The following is a 16,920-nucleotide window of genomic DNA, read 5'->3' on the forward strand; positions in this document are numbered from 1 at the left end:
GCGCGCCGCGCTGTTCAGGAAAAGGTTCATTCATCGGGTCGCTGGGGAGAGCGCCAGGCGCAGCCGCTCGACCGCCGCCCGGTCGCCGGCCCAACTGACGGCGTCGTCGGCCGAGCGCCGCCAGAGCCAGAGCAGCAACCGCTCCGGACTCGCGCTGATGGTCGCCGCCGGCCCGACCTCGGCCGGCGGGCCGTCTCCCGCTCCGGAGGCCCTGCCGCCGGCCACGCCGGCTGCCTCCCGGACCGGTGCCGCGTCCGGCCGGCCGTTCTGCACCGGCACCGCCGCTCCGGCCCGGGCGACCGATGCCCGGTCGGACGCGACCGTCGCACCGTCCGGGCCGAGCCGGACCAGCCAGCTCGCCGGCCCGGCGGTGGCCAGGACCTGGATCGCGGGATCGGGGAGTACGTCGGTGAAGTCCTCGGGCCACCGCCGGGTGCCGTATCCCAGGAGGATCCGCAACAGCTCGTCGATGCCGTCGGCGGCGAGGTCGGCGGGGATCTCCGCGACGGGCTGGGCGGTCGCCAGCTCCGCGTCCACCCGGTGGATGACCGTCTCCTGCGCCATCCGCCGCAGCCAGAAGCCGACGGTCTGGTCCGGGTCGTACCAGGTGGGTGCGAGCGCGGCCGGATCCCGGCTGTCGAACTCGGCACGCAGCGCAAGGCAGGCCCGGTCGAGCAGCGCCAACGGCTCCTCTGCGGACAGCTCCGGCGGCCACGACGACGGGATCCGCCCGGTCCGCATGCACTCCACCTTGTGCAGATAGACGACTGCGACGTGCCGGACCAGGTCGGCGACGGTCCAGTCCGGACAGCTCGGCACGGCCGCGCCCAGATCGGCGGACGCGACCTGCCGCAGCCGGGCCTGGTCGGCGGCCAGGCACTCCAGTAGTCGCACACGCAGCATGAGGTCAGCTAACCAGAGGGGTCCGACGCCCGCAGGGTGCCGCGCCACCGACGCCCGACAGTCGACGGCGTGGCCCCGGGGTGCCGGACACCTCCGCCGGGTGCCTCACATGTCGGCCGGATGCACCACGTAGAAGCGGGGCAACGGGAGGATGCGCAGCCGGAGCCGGGTACCGGTGCGGTGCAACTGCCAGATCAGTGCCGTACCGGCGGTGGCCAGCGAGATCAGGCCGCCGATCCAGATGCTCGCGCCGGCGCCGAAGCGCTCGGCGATCCAGCCGATGATCGGCGCGCCGACCGGGTTGCTGCCGAGGAACACCAGTACCCAGAGCGACATCACCCGGCCCCGGAACGCCGCGTCGACACCGAGCTGCACCCGCTGGTTGGACGCCTGGGCGAAGAAGACCATGAAGAACCCGGTCAGCGGCAGCAACGCCACCACCAGCCAGTACGTCGGGGCGAGCCCGACCAGGGTGCCGCAGGCGCCGGTCGCCACGGCGGCGCCCAGCACCACCCAGACCGACGGCCGGCTGCGCCGGCCGCTGCCGGCCAGCGCCCCGGCCAGGGCGCCCACCGCGAGCGCGGTGGTGAACAGGCCGAACGAGGCGGCCCCGGTGTTGAAGGTGGTCTTGGCCAGCGCCGAGAGGGTGAGCTGGAAGTTGAACAGGGCCAGCCCCATCACCGACATCAGCACCATCGGCAGCACCAGGTCGGACCGGCGGGCGACGTACCGGAGTCCGTCGATCACCCGGGCGGAGCCGCGCTCGGCGAGCGGCGGCAGCTCGTCGCGGTGCAGCTCGGCCGAGCGCATCAGCACCACGAAGACCACCGGGGCGATCGAACTCAACGCGCTGACCAGGAAGACCGGGCCGACGTCGAAGAGCGCGATCGCCACCCCGGCCACTGCCGGGCCGATGATCCGGGCCGAGTTGAAGGTGGCGGCGGAGAGCGCCAGCGCGTTGGGCAGCAGCGGGGTGCCGACGAGTTCGGAGACGAAGGACTGGCGTACCGGGGTCTCGACCGCGTTCGCCACCCCGAGCAGGCCGGCGAAGACGAAGACGTGCCAGAGCTGCACGACACCGGTGATCACCAGCACGCTCATGCCGAGCGCCAGGAGGCTCCAGGTGCAGTTCGCGACGAACAGGAGTACGCGCTTGTCGTACCGGTCGGCGAGGCGACCGGAGAGCAGGGTCAGCAGGAGTACCGGGGTGAACTGAAGGGCGATGACCACGCCGAGCGCGGAGGCCGAGTTGTCCGAGAGGTCCAGGACGAGCCAGTCCTGTGTGGTGAACATCATCCACACGCCGATCAGCTTGATGAACTGGCCGGTGGCGAAGAGCCGGTAGTTGCGAACCGTCAGGGACTGGAAGGTGGTGCTCAGCTTTGCCCGCACTCGGGGTGCGCCTCCTCGGGTCGTACGCGTCATCCCGACCTCCGGCCTCGACGTTGCGGCCGGAAGGTCCTAACGGACGAAGCGGACCCGGTCCTCTGCGGCGGTCAGTCGCGCGCCACCTTCTGCAGGATCTCCGCGGCGCGCTGGAGCGCGTCGCGGTCCTCCGGGGTCAGCTCGGCGAGCCGGCCGGCCAGCCACTCGTTGCGGGCCCGGTCGAACTGGGCGAGCATCGCGCGGCCGGTGTCGGTGGCCGAGAGGATGACCTGTCGGCCGTCGGTCGGATGGGGGGTGCGCTGCACGAGGCCGCGCTCCTCCAGCTTCGCGACGATCTTGGTCATCGTCGGCGGCTGCACCCGTTCGGTGTCGGCCAGCTCGCGGGGCGTCAGCGCACCGGCCAGCTCCAGGCTGGTCAGGGCGGAGAGCTGGGTCCCCGTGAGGTCGCCGACCGGCCGGGTCTGCCGTACCCGTCGGTTGAGTCGGGTGATCGCGTCGCGCAGCAACGTCGCAAGCTGCGCCGGTGGCATGCGCTTCGCCATCACCGTCCACTCCGTCACGGTCGTTAACCTAACTAATAAGCTAGGCTAACGACCACCGATTATGACCACTGTCACCGAGACCCGGCGCCGTGCTGTTCCAGAGGCTAGAACAGCACGGTCTCGATCGGGCCGCGCAGGAAGTAGACCACGAAGAGCGCGGCCACCCCGTAGAGCAGCGGGTGCACCTCCCGGGCCTTGCCCCGAGCCACCTTGACCAGTACGAAGCTGATCACCCCGGCCCCGATGCCGTTCGAGATCGAGTAGGTGAACGGCATCAGCACGATGGTGAGGAACGCCGGGACGGCGATCTCGTAGTCGTTCCAGTCGATGGTCGGCACCGCGGTCATCATCAGGAACCCGACGATCACCAGCGCCACGGAGGCCGCCTCGAAGGGCACCACCACGACCAGCGGGGCCAGGAACATCGCCAGCAGGAACAACCCGCCGGTGACCAGGTTGGCCGCCCCGGTCCGGGCGCCCTCCGCGACCCCGGCGGCACTCTCGATGTACGACGTGTTGCTCGACGTACTCGCCGCACCGCCGGCCGCCGCGGCCACCGAGTCCACCAGCAGGATCTCCCGGGTACGCGGCGGCATCTTCTGCTCGTCGAGCAGCCCGCCCTCCTGACCGACCGCCACCATCGTGCCCATGGTGTCGAAGAAGTCCGTGATCAGCAGCGTGAAGACGAACATCAGCGCGACCAGTACGCCGGCCCGCTGCCAGGAGCCGAGCAGGTCGAAGTGACCCAGTAGGGAAAGGTCCGGGGTGTCCACCACCCGCTCCGGCAGCGCCGGCACGTTCAGCGACCAGCCGGCCGGGTTGGGCTTCCCGTCCACCACCGACGGGCCGACCTTGGCGATCGCCTCCACCACGATCGCCAGCACGGTCGAGGCGAGGATGCCGATCAGGATCGCGCCCTTGACCCGGCGTACCACCAGCACCAGCGTGACCAGCAGCCCGAGTACGAAGACCAGCGCCGGCCAGCTGACCAGCTTGCCGCCGATGCCGAGCCCGACCGGCACGGTGGTGTTGGCGGCGTCCGGGATCCGCCGGACGAACCCGGCGTCGACCAGCCCGATGATCGTCAGGAACAGCCCGATGCCCACCCCGATCGCGGTCTTGAGCTGGGTCGGCACCGCCCGGAACACGGCGGTGCGCAGCCCGGTCAGCACCAGGACGGCGATGATCAGACCCTCGATCACCACCAGGCCCATCGCGTCGGCCCAGGTCATCTGCGGGGCAATCTCGAACGCCACCAGCGCGTTGACGCCGAGCCCGGCGGCCAGGGCCAGCGGGAACCGGCCGACCACACCCATCAGGATCGTCATCACCCCGGCCACCAGGGCGGTCGCGGCGGCCAGCGCCGGGATGGCCAGCCTGGCACCGTCCCCGTCGACCGCGTTGCCCAGGATCAGCGGGTTGAGCACCACGATGTAGGCCATCGTGAAGAACGTGGCGAGCCCACCGCGCACCTCCCGGCTCACCGTCGAGCCGCGCGCCGTGATCTCGAAGTACCGGTCGAAGGCGTTACCGGCGCCGGACCGGCCGGCCGGCTTCGTCGGGGCGTTGTCCATCGGATCCTCGCAGGGGGTGTACGAGAGTGATCGGGGCATCGTTGATCGGGGCATCGTCCCAGATCACCGGTTGCCGGCAAAGTCCTTCCCGGTTACCAACCCCCACCAGCACGGCCGTACGCTGGAGCGGTGCCCGAGGAGGAGCCGCGGATCGAGCCGCTCGACCCGCCGATGGTCCCGTTCGCCGTCGCCGGGATCGTGCTCTGGGCGGCCGTCGGGCTGGTGCTACTGGTCTTCTTCCGGGACTGGCTCGCCGACACCGGCCGCGAGCACTGGCTGTGGACCTGCCTGGCCGGTTTCCTCGCGGGCTTCCCCGGGCTGGCCGTGATGCTCCGGCACGACGCCAACCGCCGTCGGGCCGGCGGTTGACGGAGCCCGGTCGCGGGAGTCCTCGGTCAGCCGTGCCCGTACGGCTCCGGGGGCTCGGCGGCCTCGACCGAGCCGGGTGCCCGGCTGACCGCGACCGCCTCGACCTCACTGTCGTCGTAGATGGTCGGCAACTCGTCGACCGGCGTCTCGGCCGACTCGACCAGCGTCTCGGAGTGGGCCCCGCAGCCGTGGTCGGCGCTGACCGCCCGGCCGTCGTCCGGCGCGAAGAAGTTTCCGCAGACGCCGAAGGACTGGCGCAGTGCGCCGGCCAGCGGAAGGTAGAAGCCACAGGTACCGCAGCGGGCGGCACGCGGGGCGGCGACCGCGATCGGCGCACTCGGCCCGTGATCGCCGTCGTACCACCGCTGGGCGGTCTCGATCCGGCCCTCCCGGGACATCACCCGGGGCCGCCCGAGGCCCAGTTCCCAGGCCGTCTCCTCCACCGCCGGATCGTCCGAGAGCAGGTAGCCGGGGGCGAGCCGCTCGTCGTCCGGCGGGGTGGGCAGCAGGTCACCGACCCCGAGGTCGCCCGGCTGGAGCCGCTCCTGCCAGGGCAGCCAACTCGGCGCGAGCAACGCGTCCGGGCCGGGCAGCAGGAACGTCTCGCAGATCGTGACGTGCCGGCTGCGCGGCACCCGGGTCACCGTCACCGCCCACCGCCAGCCCTGGTAGCCGGCCATCTTGCACTCGAAGAGATGCGTCACGAGGCGGTCGCCCTCGGCGATCGCCCCCTGGTGGTCGCCGACGTCGGCCGGGTCGACCTCGGTTATGCCCTCCCGCGCCACGTCGACGGCACTGGCGCAGACCTGGTCGAGACGGACGGCTCTGGCCGTGGTGCTCCTGGTCACTCACCCATTCTTGCCTATCCTTGACGGCGGGTCGGCGGCACTCCCCGGCACTTTTCAACGCAGAGATATCTCGGCACAGATCCGACGGTCGTCGACCGGATGGGCGAGGATGATGCTCATGCCGCTGTTCACCCACTCTGGGCGATCGGTTCCCGGGCGTGTCGTCGGTACGGCGATCCGGGCCGTGAGGCTGCTCTTCCGGGGTTCGCTCGGCAGCGCCCGCTGGACGACCCGCCGGGTCGCCCGGGTACGCGCCAAGGGTGCCGGCGGCGAGACCGGGATGGTCCGGCTCTTCGACCTGCACGCCGCCTCGTGTGCCGGCGACACGCTGATCACGATCGGCCTGGCCGGGACGATCTTCTTCAACGCCCCGCTGGGCGAGGCACGGAGCAAGGTCGCGCTCTACCTGCTGATCACCATGGTGCCGTTCGCGCTGCTCGCTCCGGTGGTGGGGCCGCTGCTCGACCACTTCCGGCACGGGCGCCGCTACGCCCTGGCCGCCACCATGCTCGGGCGGGCCTTCCTGGCCTGGCTGATCTCGGACTACATCCACGGCTTCGGCCTCTATCCGGCCGCCTTCGGCGTACTGGCGCTGTCCCGGGCGTACGGGGTGGCCAGGTCGGCGGCGGTACCCCGGCTGCTGCCGGAGGGGATCGGACTCTCCCAGGCCGGCGCCCGGGCCAGCGTGTACGGCTCGATCGCCGGCGGCGTGGTCGTGCCGATCGGCCTGGCCGCGTTCTGGTTCGGTCCACAGTGGCCGCTCCGGGTCGCCTCGGTGATCTTCCTGGTCGGCATGGTGATCGCGTTGCGCCTGCCGCCCCGGGCCGATTCCGATCCGCCGGAGACGGTGCCGAGGGCCTTCCAGGCGCTTCGCCCCGGCCGGAACGGGCGGGAACGGGCACTCAGCCGCAGCGGCCCCGGCGGCCGGCTGGTGATCAGTGCCCTGGTCGGCAGCGCCGTCCTGCGCGGCGTCTACGGCTTCCTGCTGCTCTTCCTCGCCTTCGCGATCAAGGCCGGCGACCTGGACACCGAACTCTTCGGCCGCCAGCACGGCGCCGAGATCGCGCTCGGGGCGGTCGGCGGCGCCCTCGGCATCGGCACGTTCCTGGCCACCGCCCTCGGTACCCGGCTGCGCATCCACCGCCCGGTCGTGCTCCAGGCCGCCGGCCTGGTGCTGGTGACCGGGGTCGGGGTACTGGCCACACTCCGGTTCTCGCTGCTGCTGGTCGCCCTGCTCTGCCTGGTCACCGCCGTGACCAGCGGCATCGCGAAGCTGGCCGTAGACGCCTCGATCCAGGAACGGGTCCCGGAGCGGCTCCGGGCCACCGGGTTCGCGCACTCCGAGACGGTGCTGATGCTGGCCTTCGTGGCCGGCGGCGGGCTCGGTCTGGTACCGCTGGACGGCCGGCTCGGGGTCGGCCTGCTCACCGGCCTCGCCGCCGTCGGTACTGTCTGGGCGTTCGTCGTCGCCACCCGGCTGCGCGGCGAGCGGCTGTCCGGGCGGGCGATGGCCGAGGGCGAAGGGCCCGACGACCGGCGATCCGGTGAGGACCGGGTGCCCACCGGCGACGACCCGGCGCCCACCTCCCCGGCCCCCGTGTCCCACCGCCCGGAAGGCGACGAGCCGGCCGTCGACGCAACGGCGGAGAGCGACGAGGACTCGCAGCTCGCGCCCCCCGGCTACCACATCTACCGGCCATCGTCCGCGGTACCCGGCTCCGGGCCGGGCGAGGAGGGCTCGCGCCGGGAAACCCGGGGGAAGTAGTGGGCGACGCGATACTCGTGGTCACGGCCGTCGCGGTCGAGGCCGAGGCGGTACGTGCCGGCCTGGTCGCCGACGCGGTCACCGTCGAGCCGGTGGGGGTTGGCCCGGCCGCAGCCGCCGCCGGCACCGCCCGGCTGATCGCGCTGGCCGAGGCGGCCGGGAGACCGTACCGGGGAGTACTCAGTGCCGGTATCGGCGGCGGCTTTCCCGGCCGGGCTCCGGTCGGCGGGATCGTGGTCGCGACCCGCAGCGTCGCGGCCGACCTCGGCGCCGAATCGCCGGACGGTTTCCTCACCCTCGACGAGCTGGGTTTCGGCACCACCACCCTGCCTGCCGACCCGGCCCTGCTGGAGGTGCTCCGGTCCGGGCTGCCGCAGGCGGTCACCGGCGCGGTCCTCACCCTGAACACCGTGACCGGCACCACCGCGACCACCGCCGCCCTGCTGGCCCGGCACCCGGACGCGGTCGCCGAGGCGATGGAGGGGTACGGGGTGGCGACCGCCGCCGTCACCGCCGGACTCCCCTTCGCCGAGCTGCGTACGATCTCCAACCCGATCGGGCCCCGGGACCGCTCCGCGTGGCGGATCGGCGACGCCTTCGCCGCCCTGACCGCCGCCTTCGCCAGCGTCGGCCCGAAGCTCTGAGCCGACCGTCGCGCCGGGCCGGGCCGGTTGCGCCGACGCTCCTCGTCAGTCGGAGCGGTGCAGGGTCAGCCGCACCGGCCGGCTCGGCTCAGGCCGGAATCCGCAGCGGACCAGAAACTCCACGCCGTCGAACTCGGTGATGGCCTGGGCCACCCGGATCCCGGTACGTTCCATCTCGGCCAGCAGTTCGCTGACGAGTCGGCGCCCGATGCCCAACCCCCGGCACTCCGCGACGACCACTATCCCGTCCGGCACCACTTCCCGGTCGGGTTCGGCCAGGGAGCAGAGTTCGACCGGGTGCCGCCCGCGCAGGTGGCCCGCAGCCCGCCGACCAGCCCGCCGTCGGGCAACTCGGCCACCCACTGCCAGCCACCGGGTGGGAGCCCTTCGGTCACCACACGCAGCCGCACCCGACGGCGCACCTCCGCGCGCCAACGCCGCCGGTCCCGCCGGTCCCGGCACAGGTCGAAGGTCGCCTCCGGCACCCTGAGCGGCCACCGCTCGGGCGGCAGCGTGTACCAGTGCGCCCACCAGGCTCCCGGCCAGTCCTTCGGCCCGTACACGTCCCGCACGTCGAGATGGGCGGGATAGCGCCGGCCACCCTCGTCGCGGCGGTGCTCGTGCGGATGCGGAGGCAGGCCGTCCAGCCCGAACGTGCCACCGGCGGCCAGCACCAGCCGCTCGACGGTGCGGAACTTCGGGTCACGGGCCCGCCCCGCCTCGATCCGCGAGATGGTGCTCTTCGGCACACCTGCCAGGACCGCAAGCTCACGTTGGCTGAGATCGGCCTGCCGGCGGAGCTTCCGGAGCAGCCCGCCCAGGTCCAGCGGCTCGCCCTGCCCTGTCATGAGCACGGATCATTCCGGGCCCCGCCAAGACCCCCAAGCCCGCGTCGTCAGCCTGTGGATAACAGTGCAGCCTGTGGATAACCTGTCGGACCGGGGCTGACGTCGACGCAGGGTCCTTCGCAACCTGGACAGCGCGGCGACCAGGCAGATGTCGATCCGCAGACTGTCGAGCTGCCCCGTCTGTGCTCCCCGGTCCACCGCCGCGCCGGCCACCACCGGTTCCGCCGAGACCACCTGCCAGAGCCCACCCGCCAGAGCCCACCGCCCAAAGCCCACCGCCCAGAGCCCACCGCCCCGCTTCTGCACCCAGCTCGACAGTCTCCACACCGACCCCTCCACACCGACCACCCGCCAGAGCCCAGAACCCACCCAGAGCCCACCGCCCCGCCTCTGCACCCAGCTCGACAGTCTCGGAACGAGGGTGCTCAGAAGCAGCGGCGGACGTGAGCTAGCCAACCCGTCGCGGACGGCGGGATGGCGCTGGAAGCGGCCGGGGTTAGCGTGGACCCGTGGCGCTCTCCCTGGCGATCTCGCCCTGCCCCAACGACACCTTCGTGTTCCACGCCCTGGTGCACGGGCTGGTGCCCGGTGCCCCGGCGGTCGACGTGACCTACGCCGACGTGGACGTCACCAACACCGCCGCCGAACGCGGGGCGTACGACCTGGTCAAGGTGAGTTACGCGGCGTTGCCCTGGCTGCTCGACGACTACCACCTGCTGCCCTGCGGCGGGGCGTTGGGCCGGGGCTGCGGACCGCTGGTGTTGACCCGGGACGCCCGGGCCGGCGACGCCGACCTGACCGGGGCGACCGTGGCGGTGCCCGGCGACCGGACCACCGCGTACCTGCTGTTCCGGCTCTGGTCGGCGCAGCGGCCCCCGGCGCGGATCGAGGTGGTCCCGTTCCACGAGATCATGCCGGGCGTGGCGGCCGGCCGGTACGACGCCGGGCTGGTCATCCACGAGGCGCGGTTCACGTACCCCCGGCACGGGTTGACCGCCCTGGTCGACCTCGGCGAGTGGTGGGAGGCCGACACCGGCCTGCCGATCCCGCTCGGCGCGATCCTGGCCCGCAAGGGCGCCGTCGACCCGGCCGAGGCGACCGGCTGGATCCGCGACTCGGTACGCCGGGCCTGGGCCGACCCGGCCGGCACCGACGAGTACGTGCTCGCGCACGCCCAGGAGATGGAGCGCGACGTGGTCGACCGGCACATCGCGCTCTACGTCAACGAGTTCACCGCCGAGCTGGGCGCCGAGGGCCAGGCCGCGGTCGACGCCCTGCTCGGCCGCGCGTCGGCCGCCGGGCTGACTCCTCAGATCTCCAGTTCGCGGGCGACCGCGTGGACGAGCTGAGCCACCGTCTGCGCGGTCTTCCGGTCGGGGAACCGGCCCCGGCGCAGGTCCGGCTGGACCTTCGCCTCCAGTACCTTGATCATGTCTTCGACCAGGCCGTGCAGCTCCTCCGCCGGCCGGCGGCGAAGCTCCGCCATGGACGGTGGCGCGTCCAGCAGCTTCACCCCGAGCGCCTGTGCGCCCCGGCGGCTGTCCACGACGCCGAACTCGACCCGCTGGCCGCCCTTCAGGTCGGTGACACCAGCCGGCAGCGCGCCCTTCGGCAGGAACACGTCGCCACCCTCGTCACTGGTGACGAACCCGTATCCCTTGGCCGCGTCGTACCACTTCACTCGACCCGTCGGCACCTGAAGACCTCGACTCCCCTGATGAGATTGCTGTCCTCACAAGGCTAGCCGCATCAACCGCCGAAGCGCCTGCGGGAATCCGGTAAGGTCCGTGAGCACCAGGTCGGCGCCGGCCGCCCGCAGCTCGTCGCCGCCGTGCGAGCCGGTGGTGACACCGAGTCCGGGGATGCCGGCGGTCCGCGCGGCCAGCATGTCCGCGACGTGGTCACCGACGTAGAGTTCCGCGCCGTGCGTGGTCAGCGCGGTCGCCTTCTCCGCCGCGAAGAGATCACCGACCAGCTCGTCGACCTGCATGCCGAGGTGTTCCAGGTGCAGCCGGGCCAGCGGGCCGTACTTGCCGGTGACCACCACCACCCGCAGGCCCACCGCCCGTACCTCGGCCAGCGCCTCGGCGGCGCCGGGCAGCGGCCGGGACATCGTGATCGCGTACTCGGGATAGAGCGACCGGTAGAGCTCCACGGCCTCCTCCAGCCGCTCCGCCGGGAACCAGTTCCGCAGTTCGGTGCGGAGCGGCGGCCCGAGCCGGCCTGCCGCGAGGTCCGCGTCGACGTACACGCCGGTGGCGGCGGTGAGCGCCCGGTAGGCGGCGGCGACTCCGGGCCGGGTGTCGATCAGGGTCATGTCGAGGTCGAACCCGACCGCTGGGGCAGTCACGCCGCCATGATCGCACGGGCGGCGGAAACCACCACTGGTTCCGCTGGGCGACCGACGCGCATGACCGGCGCCTCGCCGGATAGCGTGGAAAGACGATGACCACACTCGCCGACCACCTGCGGGCGCTGCCCGACGAGGCGCTGGCCGCCCTGTTCCGGCTGCGTCCGGACCTCGTCGTGCCGGTACCGACCGATCTGTCCGCCCTGGCGGTCCGCGCCCAGTCCCGGGTGTCGGTGGCCCGGGCCCTGGACGGGCTCGACGAGTTCACCCTGCGGATCCTGGACGCGGCCCGGCTCAGCCGTGACACAGATCATGGCGAGATCTCCACGGAGACGATCCTCACCCTGGCCGCCGGGACCGGCCGCCGGGTCGACCGGGCCGGGGTCCGGTCGGCCGTCGACCGGCTCCGGGCGCTCTTCCTGCTGTTCGGGCCGGAGGAGTCCCTGCGGATCGTGCCGGGCGTGGACGAGGTCTGCTCGCCGTACCCGGCGGGGCTGGGCCGGCCAGCGGCGGAGCTGGACCCGGAGACGGCGGCGCTGGTCGCGGACCCGGCCCGGCTGCGCCGGACCCTGCTGGCCGCGCCGCCGCCGGCCCGGGCGATCCTGGACCGGCTCGCCGCCGGGCCCCCGGTGGGCACGCTGCCGGCCGCCGCACCGCCCGGCGGGGGCGCCGCCGCACCGGTCTCCTGGTTGGTCGACAACCGCCTGCTGGTGCCGGTCACCGAGCCCAGCGGCCTGGCCGGCAAGCCGACCGCCGTCGAACTGCCCCGGGAGATCGGCCTGCTGCTGCGCCGCGAGTCCGGCCCGCTCGGCCCGCTCCGTCCCACCCCGCCGACGGTGGCCGGGGCGGCCCGGGAACCGAAGGCCGCCGACTCCGCCGGGGCCGGCCAGGCGATGGAGGCGGTACGGCACACCGAGGCACTGCTCGAACAGCTCGCCGCCGAGCCCGCCCCGGTGCTCCGCTCCGGTGGGCTCGGGGTACGCGACCTGCGCCGGCTGGCCCGGGCCACCGGGCTGGACGAGTCGACGGCCGCGCTGCTGCTGGAAGTGGCGTACGCCGCGGGGCTGCTCGGCGAACTGGACCTGCCCGGTGCCGTCACCGCCCGGAACGGGGCGGACCAGCAGATGCTGCCGGCCGCCGGTTACGAGGGCTGGCGGGACGGCTCGCTGGCACACCGCTGGGAGCACCTGGCCCGGGCCTGGCTCACCATGACCCGCCAGGTGGGGCTGGTCGGCCAGCGCGACGACCGGGACCGGCCGATCACCGTACTCTCCGCCGAGGCGGAGCGGGCCGGGGTGCCGGCGGTGCGCCGGGCCATCCTGGGCGTACTCGGTGACCTCGAACCCGGGGCGGCGCCGAGCGTCGACGAGGTGGTCGACCTGCTCGCCTGGCGCTCACCCCGGCGCAGCCTGGGCCGGGAGGCCGGGCAGCGGGAGGTACTGGCCGAGGCGGCGCTGCTCGGCGTCACCGGGCTCGGCGCGCTCACCACGTACGGCCGGCTGCTGCTGGCGCAGTGGACCGCCGGGGAGACCCGGCCCGGCGAGCCCGACGACGATCCGCTCGGCGTGCGGCCGGACGCGGACGGTGCGGCCGGGGGCGGTTCCGCCGCGGTACGGGCCCTGGACGCGCTGCTGCCGGCGCCGGTCGACCACTTCCTGGTGCAGGCCGACCTGACCGTGGTGGTGCCGGGGCCGCCGGAGCCGACGGTCGCCGCCGAACTGGCGACGGTGGCCGAGCACGAGTCGGCCGGCGGGGCCAGCGTCTACCGGGTCACCGGGGCGAGCGTGCGCCGGGCGCTGGACGCCGGGTACGCGGCCGATGACCTGCACACGCTCTTCACGCGCCGGTCCCGGACGCCGGTACCGCAGGGGCTGACGTACCTGATCGACGACGTGGCCCGCAAGCACGGCGGGCTCCGGGTCGGCTCGGCCGGGGCGTACCTGCGCAGTGACGACGAGGCGCTGCTGACCGAGGTACTCGCCGACCGCCGGCTCGCCCCGATGTCGCTGCGCCGGCTGGCGCCGACCGTACTCACCACCCCGCACCTGGTGGGGCGGCTGCTCGCCGCGCTGCGCGAAGCCGGGTACGCGCCGGTCTCCGAGGACGCCACCGGCGCGACGGTGCTGACCCGGCCGAAGGTACGCCGGGCGCCGGCCCGGGGCTCGGTCGCCAGCCGGGTCGCCGATCCACTGGTCACGCCGAGGCTGAGCGCACCCCGGCTGCTCGGCATCGTGGAGCAGATCCGCCGGGGTGACGCCGCGGCCCGGGCGGCGCGACGGGCGCCGAGCACGGTCCGGAGCGCCGGGCAGCCGGGCGGGGCCGGCCCGGGGATGCCTACCGCGCACGCGCACACCCAGGCGCTGGCCGTACTCCAGCAGGCGGTCCGGGACAAGGCACTGGTCTGGGTGGGGTACGTGGACGCGCACGGCGCCACCGCGTCCCGGCTGGTCCGGCCGGTCTCGATCGGCGCCGGCTACCTGCGCGCCGAGGACGAGCGCACCGAGATGCTGCACACGTTCGCGCTGCACCGGATCACGGCGGCGGTGCTGGACGAGTGACCCGTCCGGGGTGACTCAGTCGCGGCGGTGCTGCCGGACCGAGCCGACCACGGAGACGATCAGCAGCAGGGTGAAGGCGGCGCCGAGCCCCTCGCCGAGCGAGTCGACGAGGCCCTGCTGCTGCACCAGCCAGCCGAAGAGCACCCAGCTGGCCAGCAGCACCGCCACGGTGGCGTACGCCAGCACGGTGGCCCGGGAGACGGGCGCCGGGACGGGTGGAGGGGCGGTCGGGGGGTCTGTTTCGGACCTCACCTCGCCGTCGACCGTCATCTGTGAACCTCCCACCACCGCGGTCTGCCCGAGAGTCCAGACTCGCATCTGGCCGGCCGTTATGACAGGTTCACCGACGCCAAGTCGCGTCAGGTGCCCGGGCGGCGGCCCATCACGTGCACCCGGGCCCCCACCTTGCCGAGTTGCCACATCCGGCGGGCGTCACTCGGCAGCAGGTTGACGCAGCCGTGCGAGCCGATCGCCTTGTTGTGCAGATAGGTGGTCGTCTCGTGGAAGCCGATCCCGCCGACGAAGCGCTGCCAGTACGGCAGCCACACCTCGTACGGGTTCGACCACTCCTTCTTGTTCCGGAAGTTGATGTTGTAGGTGCCGGCTGGCGTGGCGTACCCGGACATGCCGGTGCGGGTGACGGTGGGCGGCATCACCACCTTGCCGCCGCGCATCGCCCAGACGGTCTGCAGGGTCAGATCGACGCAGAAGGTCGTACCGCTGCCGGTCCGGCACTTGCCGGTGTCGGTGCGGGCCAGCCGCCGGGCCACGTCGGCGGTGGTCGGGCCGGCCCGACCCTCGGCCGGCCGGATGTCGTAGCGGCGCTGGAACTTCTTGATCGCGGCGCAGTCGGCGGCCGACTGCCGGCCGTCGACGGTGACCGTGCCGAACCCGCCCAGCCGGGCCAGATGGCCCTCGACCTCGCGCTGCCGCTCCCCCTGCGGGCAGCCGGCCGGCGGCTTCGGCAAGCCGCTGCGGGCCGGCTTCTTCGTGCTCGGCGACTTCGTCGGCGTGGGCTTGCCCGGGCTGGTTCGCGGGCTGGGGGTGACTTCTCCCTGATCCGGCGCGGGCGGCGCGCTCGCCCCCGTTGCGTTCTCCGCCCCGACCGGCGTGAGCCCCCCGGCGGCTCCCGACTGGTCCGACTGCGGATCAAACGCGCACGCACCGGCGCCGAACAGGGCGACTGCCACTAGAGTGATCAGACCAGTGCCGAGACGCGTCAGTACCATCTGCCCTCCCCAGAAGCCGTCGACAGCTAGACGCACGGGAGTACCGCTTCGGTTGCGCGAGGTGAAGAATTTTTCCGGTTCGTTATCCATCGTGCAAGACTGGAGGGTCGGCGCGTGGGACGCCCGACCTGGAACGGAAGGGCGTGCAGCGTGAGCGGCGGACCACTGATCGTGCAGTCGGACAAGACCCTGCTGCTGGAGGTCGACCATCCGGACGCGCTGGCCTGCCGGATGGCGATCGCGCCCTTCGCCGAGCTGGAGCGCTCGCCGGAGCACGTGCACACCTACCGGCTGACCCCGCTGGGCCTGTGGAACGCCCGGGCGGCCGGGCACGACGCCGAGGGCGTGGTCGACGCGCTGCTGCGGTTCTCCCGCTATCCGGTGCCGCACGCGCTGCTGGTCGACGTCGCCGAGACGATGGACCGGTACGGCCGGCTGCAACTTGTCGCGCACCCCACGCACGGCCTGGTGCTGCGGGCGGTGGACCGGATGGTGCTGATCGAGGTCGCCAAGAGCAAGAAGCTCGCCGGCATGCTCGGCGCCAAGGTGGACGACGACACCATGATCGTGCACCCGTCCGAGCGGGGCCGGCTCAAGCAGGCACTGCTCAAGCTCGGCTGGCCGGCCGAGGACCTGGCCGGCTACGTGGACGGCGAGGCACACCCGATCGAGCTGGCCACCGAGGGCACCGACGGCAAGCCGGCGTGGGAGCTGCGGTCGTACCAGCGGGAGGCGGTGCAGACCTTCTGGGCCGGCGGGTCGGGCGTCGTGGTGCTGCCCTGCGGCGCCGGCAAGACCCTGGTCGGGGCCGCCGCGATGGCCGAGGCGAAGGCGACCACGCTGATCCTGGTCACCAACACCGTGGCCGGCCGGCAGTGGAAGCGGGAACTGATCGCCCGCACCTCGCTGACCGAGGAGGAGATCGGGGAATACTCCGGCGAGCGCAAGGAGATCCGGGCGGTCACCATCGCGACGTACCAGGTGCTGACCGCGCGGCGCGGCGGTGCCTTCACCCACCTGGACCTGTTCGGCGCCCGGGACTGGGGTCTGGTGATCTACGACGAGGTGCACCTGCTGCCGGCGCCGATCTTCCGGTTCACCGCCGACCTCCAGGCCCGGCGGCGGCTCGGCCTGACCGCCACCCTGGTCCGGGAGGACGGCCGGGAGGGCGACGTCTTCTCGCTGATCGGCCCGAAGCGGTACGACGCGCCGTGGAAGGACATCGAGGCGCAGGGCTGGATCGCCCCGGCCGACTGCACCGAGGTACGCGTCACGCTGACCGACGCCGAGCGGATGGCGTACGCGGTCGCCGAGCCGGAGGAGCGCTACCGGGTGGCGGCGACCGCCCGCACCAAGCTCCCGGTGGTGAAGGCCCTGGTCGACCGGCACTCCTCCGACCAGGTGCTGGTGATCGGCGGCTACATCGACCAGCTCCACGAGCTGGGCGAGGCGCTGGACGCGCCGATCGTGCAGGGCTCGACCACCAACAAGGAGCGGGAGCGGCTCTTCGACGCGTTCCGGGCCGGCGAGGTCTCCACCCTGGTCATCTCCAAGGTCGGCAACTTCTCCATCGACCTGCCGGAGGCGGCGGTGGCGATCCAGGTCTCCGGCACCTTCGGCTCGCGGCAGGAGGAGGCGCAACGGCTCGGCCGGGTGCTCCGGCCGAAGGCGGACCGCCGGCAGGCGCACTTCTACACGGTGGTCTCCCGGGACACCATCGACACCGAGTACGCCGCGCACCGGCAGCGCTTCCTCGCCGAGCAGGGGTACGCGTACACGATCGTCGACGCCGACGACGTGCTCGGCCCGCCGCTGCCCAGCGTCGACTGAGCCGACGACTCCGACCTCGGGCACGGGGGGACGGTATCGATCAGCCCCCGGTGGCGCCGATCTCTCCACCGCGT

Annotated in this window: 17 protein-coding genes; 6 read left to right on the top strand and 11 right to left on the bottom strand. The window is 73.0% G+C overall.

Annotated elements, in window-relative coordinates; genetic code table 11:
- Nucleotides 1-30: 30 nt before the first annotated feature.
- From R6Y94_RS27775 to R6Y94_RS27790, 4 genes are all read right to left on the bottom strand, one after another.
- Nucleotides 31-903, bottom strand: a complete 873-nt coding sequence (locus tag R6Y94_RS27775) for a maleylpyruvate isomerase N-terminal domain-containing protein (protein WP_318398803.1) — start codon at nt 901-903, stop codon at nt 31-33.
- Between the two features lie 105 nt (nt 904-1,008).
- Entirely contained in the window at nt 1,009-2,295 is a 1,287-nt protein-coding gene (locus tag R6Y94_RS27780) for an MFS transporter (protein WP_318398804.1), read from the bottom strand.
- 104 nt (nt 2,296-2,399) lie between these two features.
- Nucleotides 2,400-2,849: a MarR family transcriptional regulator gene (locus R6Y94_RS27785; protein WP_318398805.1), complete on the bottom strand. Its 450-nt coding sequence runs from the start codon at nt 2,847-2,849 to the stop codon at nt 2,400-2,402.
- An 86-nt stretch (nt 2,850-2,935) separates the two neighbouring features.
- Nucleotides 2,936-4,405, bottom strand: a complete 1,470-nt coding sequence (locus R6Y94_RS27790) for an NCS2 family permease (protein ID WP_318398894.1) — start codon at nt 4,403-4,405, stop codon at nt 2,936-2,938.
- Nucleotides 4,406-4,576: 171 nt separating this feature from the next.
- On the opposite strand from R6Y94_RS27790, the gene R6Y94_RS27795 reads away from it, so the two are divergent.
- Nucleotides 4,577-4,774, top strand: coding sequence for a DUF2530 domain-containing protein (locus R6Y94_RS27795; RefSeq protein ID WP_318398895.1), 198 nt, complete (start codon nt 4,577-4,579; stop codon nt 4,772-4,774).
- Between the two features lie 26 nt (nt 4,775-4,800).
- Here the strand turns inward: R6Y94_RS27795 and R6Y94_RS27800 are convergent, their stop codons facing one another.
- Nucleotides 4,801-5,622: a DUF3027 domain-containing protein gene (locus tag R6Y94_RS27800; protein ID WP_318398806.1), complete on the bottom strand. Its 822-nt coding sequence runs from the start codon at nt 5,620-5,622 to the stop codon at nt 4,801-4,803.
- Between the two features lie 118 nt (nt 5,623-5,740).
- Here R6Y94_RS27800 and R6Y94_RS27805 point away from each other — a divergent pair, with 118 nt between their 5' ends.
- A complete protein-coding gene (locus tag R6Y94_RS27805; RefSeq protein ID WP_318398807.1) occupies nt 5,741-7,387 on the top strand; it encodes an MFS transporter in 1,647 nt (548 codons plus the stop codon).
- Nucleotides 7,387-8,031 (top strand): futalosine hydrolase, encoded by a 645-nt coding sequence (locus tag R6Y94_RS27810; RefSeq protein WP_318398808.1) that lies wholly within the window; start codon nt 7,387-7,389, stop codon nt 8,029-8,031. Before R6Y94_RS27805 ends, R6Y94_RS27810 begins: the two co-directional genes overlap by 1 nt.
- Nucleotides 8,032-8,076: 45 nt before the next feature.
- On the opposite strand, the gene R6Y94_RS27815 is transcribed toward R6Y94_RS27810, so the two are convergent.
- A complete protein-coding gene (locus R6Y94_RS27815) occupies nt 8,077-8,286 on the bottom strand; it encodes a GNAT family N-acetyltransferase (protein ID WP_412102899.1) in 210 nt (69 codons plus the stop codon).
- Nucleotides 8,271-8,879 (bottom strand): helix-turn-helix transcriptional regulator, encoded by a 609-nt coding sequence (locus R6Y94_RS27820; RefSeq protein ID WP_318398809.1) that lies wholly within the window; start codon nt 8,877-8,879, stop codon nt 8,271-8,273. The genes R6Y94_RS27815 and R6Y94_RS27820 overlap by 16 nt, the downstream gene beginning before the upstream one ends.
- A gap of 509 nt (nt 8,880-9,388) precedes the next feature.
- Between R6Y94_RS27820 and R6Y94_RS27825 the strand changes: the two genes are divergently transcribed.
- Nucleotides 9,389-10,228, top strand: coding sequence for a 1,4-dihydroxy-6-naphthoate synthase (locus R6Y94_RS27825; protein WP_318398810.1), 840 nt, complete (start codon nt 9,389-9,391; stop codon nt 10,226-10,228).
- Here the strand turns inward: R6Y94_RS27825 and R6Y94_RS27830 are convergent.
- Nucleotides 10,189-10,575: a cold-shock protein gene (locus tag R6Y94_RS27830; protein WP_101368382.1), complete on the bottom strand. Its 387-nt coding sequence runs from the start codon at nt 10,573-10,575 to the stop codon at nt 10,189-10,191. The genes R6Y94_RS27825 and R6Y94_RS27830 overlap by 40 nt on opposite strands.
- A gap of 36 nt (nt 10,576-10,611) precedes the next feature.
- Nucleotides 10,612-11,196, bottom strand: a complete 585-nt coding sequence (locus R6Y94_RS27835; protein WP_412102906.1) for an HAD family hydrolase — start codon at nt 11,194-11,196, stop codon at nt 10,612-10,614.
- Nucleotides 11,197-11,324: 128 nt separating this feature from the next.
- Between R6Y94_RS27835 and R6Y94_RS27840 the strand changes: the two genes are divergently transcribed.
- Nucleotides 11,325-13,787: a helicase-associated domain-containing protein gene (locus tag R6Y94_RS27840; RefSeq protein ID WP_318398812.1), complete on the top strand. Its 2,463-nt coding sequence runs from the start codon at nt 11,325-11,327 to the stop codon at nt 13,785-13,787.
- Between the two features lie 15 nt (nt 13,788-13,802).
- On the opposite strand, the gene R6Y94_RS27845 is transcribed toward R6Y94_RS27840, so the two are convergent.
- Together R6Y94_RS27845 and R6Y94_RS27850 are read right to left on the bottom strand one after the other, a co-directional pair.
- Nucleotides 13,803-14,057: a hypothetical protein gene (locus R6Y94_RS27845; protein WP_318398813.1), complete on the bottom strand. Its 255-nt coding sequence runs from the start codon at nt 14,055-14,057 to the stop codon at nt 13,803-13,805.
- 89 nt (nt 14,058-14,146) lie between these two features.
- A complete protein-coding gene (locus tag R6Y94_RS27850; protein WP_412102900.1) occupies nt 14,147-14,755 on the bottom strand; it encodes a L,D-transpeptidase family protein in 609 nt (202 codons plus the stop codon).
- A 411-nt stretch (nt 14,756-15,166) separates the two neighbouring features.
- On the opposite strand from R6Y94_RS27850, the gene R6Y94_RS27855 reads away from it, so the two are divergent.
- A complete protein-coding gene (locus tag R6Y94_RS27855) occupies nt 15,167-16,846 on the top strand; it encodes a DNA repair helicase XPB (RefSeq protein WP_318398815.1) in 1,680 nt (559 codons plus the stop codon).
- Nucleotides 16,847-16,920: the final 74 nt, after the last annotated feature.

This window comes from Plantactinospora sp. KLBMP9567 (genome assembly GCF_033446045.1).
Classification (GTDB): domain Bacteria; phylum Actinomycetota; class Actinomycetes; order Mycobacteriales; family Micromonosporaceae; genus Plantactinospora.

Bases quoted from the DNA above. Each gene is read 5' to 3' on its own strand.
- R6Y94_RS27775 (WP_318398803.1), bottom strand. From the start codon at position 903: ATGCTGCGTGTGCGACTACTGGAGTGCCTGGCCGCCGACCAGGCCCGG.
- R6Y94_RS27790 (WP_318398894.1), bottom strand. From the start codon at position 4,405: ATGGACAACGCCCCGACGAAGCCGGCCGGCCGGTCCGGCGCCGGTAAC.
- R6Y94_RS27795 (WP_318398895.1), top strand. From the start codon at position 4,577: ATGGTCCCGTTCGCCGTCGCCGGGATCGTGCTCTGGGCGGCCGTCGGG.
- R6Y94_RS27805 (WP_318398807.1), top strand. From the start codon at position 5,741: ATGCCGCTGTTCACCCACTCTGGGCGATCGGTTCCCGGGCGTGTCGTC.
- R6Y94_RS27820 (WP_318398809.1), bottom strand. From the start codon at position 8,879: ATGACAGGGCAGGGCGAGCCGCTGGACCTGGGCGGGCTGCTCCGGAAG.
- R6Y94_RS27835 (WP_412102906.1), bottom strand. From the start codon at position 11,196: ATGACCCTGATCGACACCCGGCCCGGAGTCGCCGCCGCCTACCGGGCG.
- R6Y94_RS27840 (WP_318398812.1), top strand. From the start codon at position 11,325: ATGACCACACTCGCCGACCACCTGCGGGCGCTGCCCGACGAGGCGCTG.
- R6Y94_RS27845 (WP_318398813.1), bottom strand. From the start codon at position 14,057: ATGACGGTCGACGGCGAGGTGAGGTCCGAAACAGACCCCCCGACCGCC.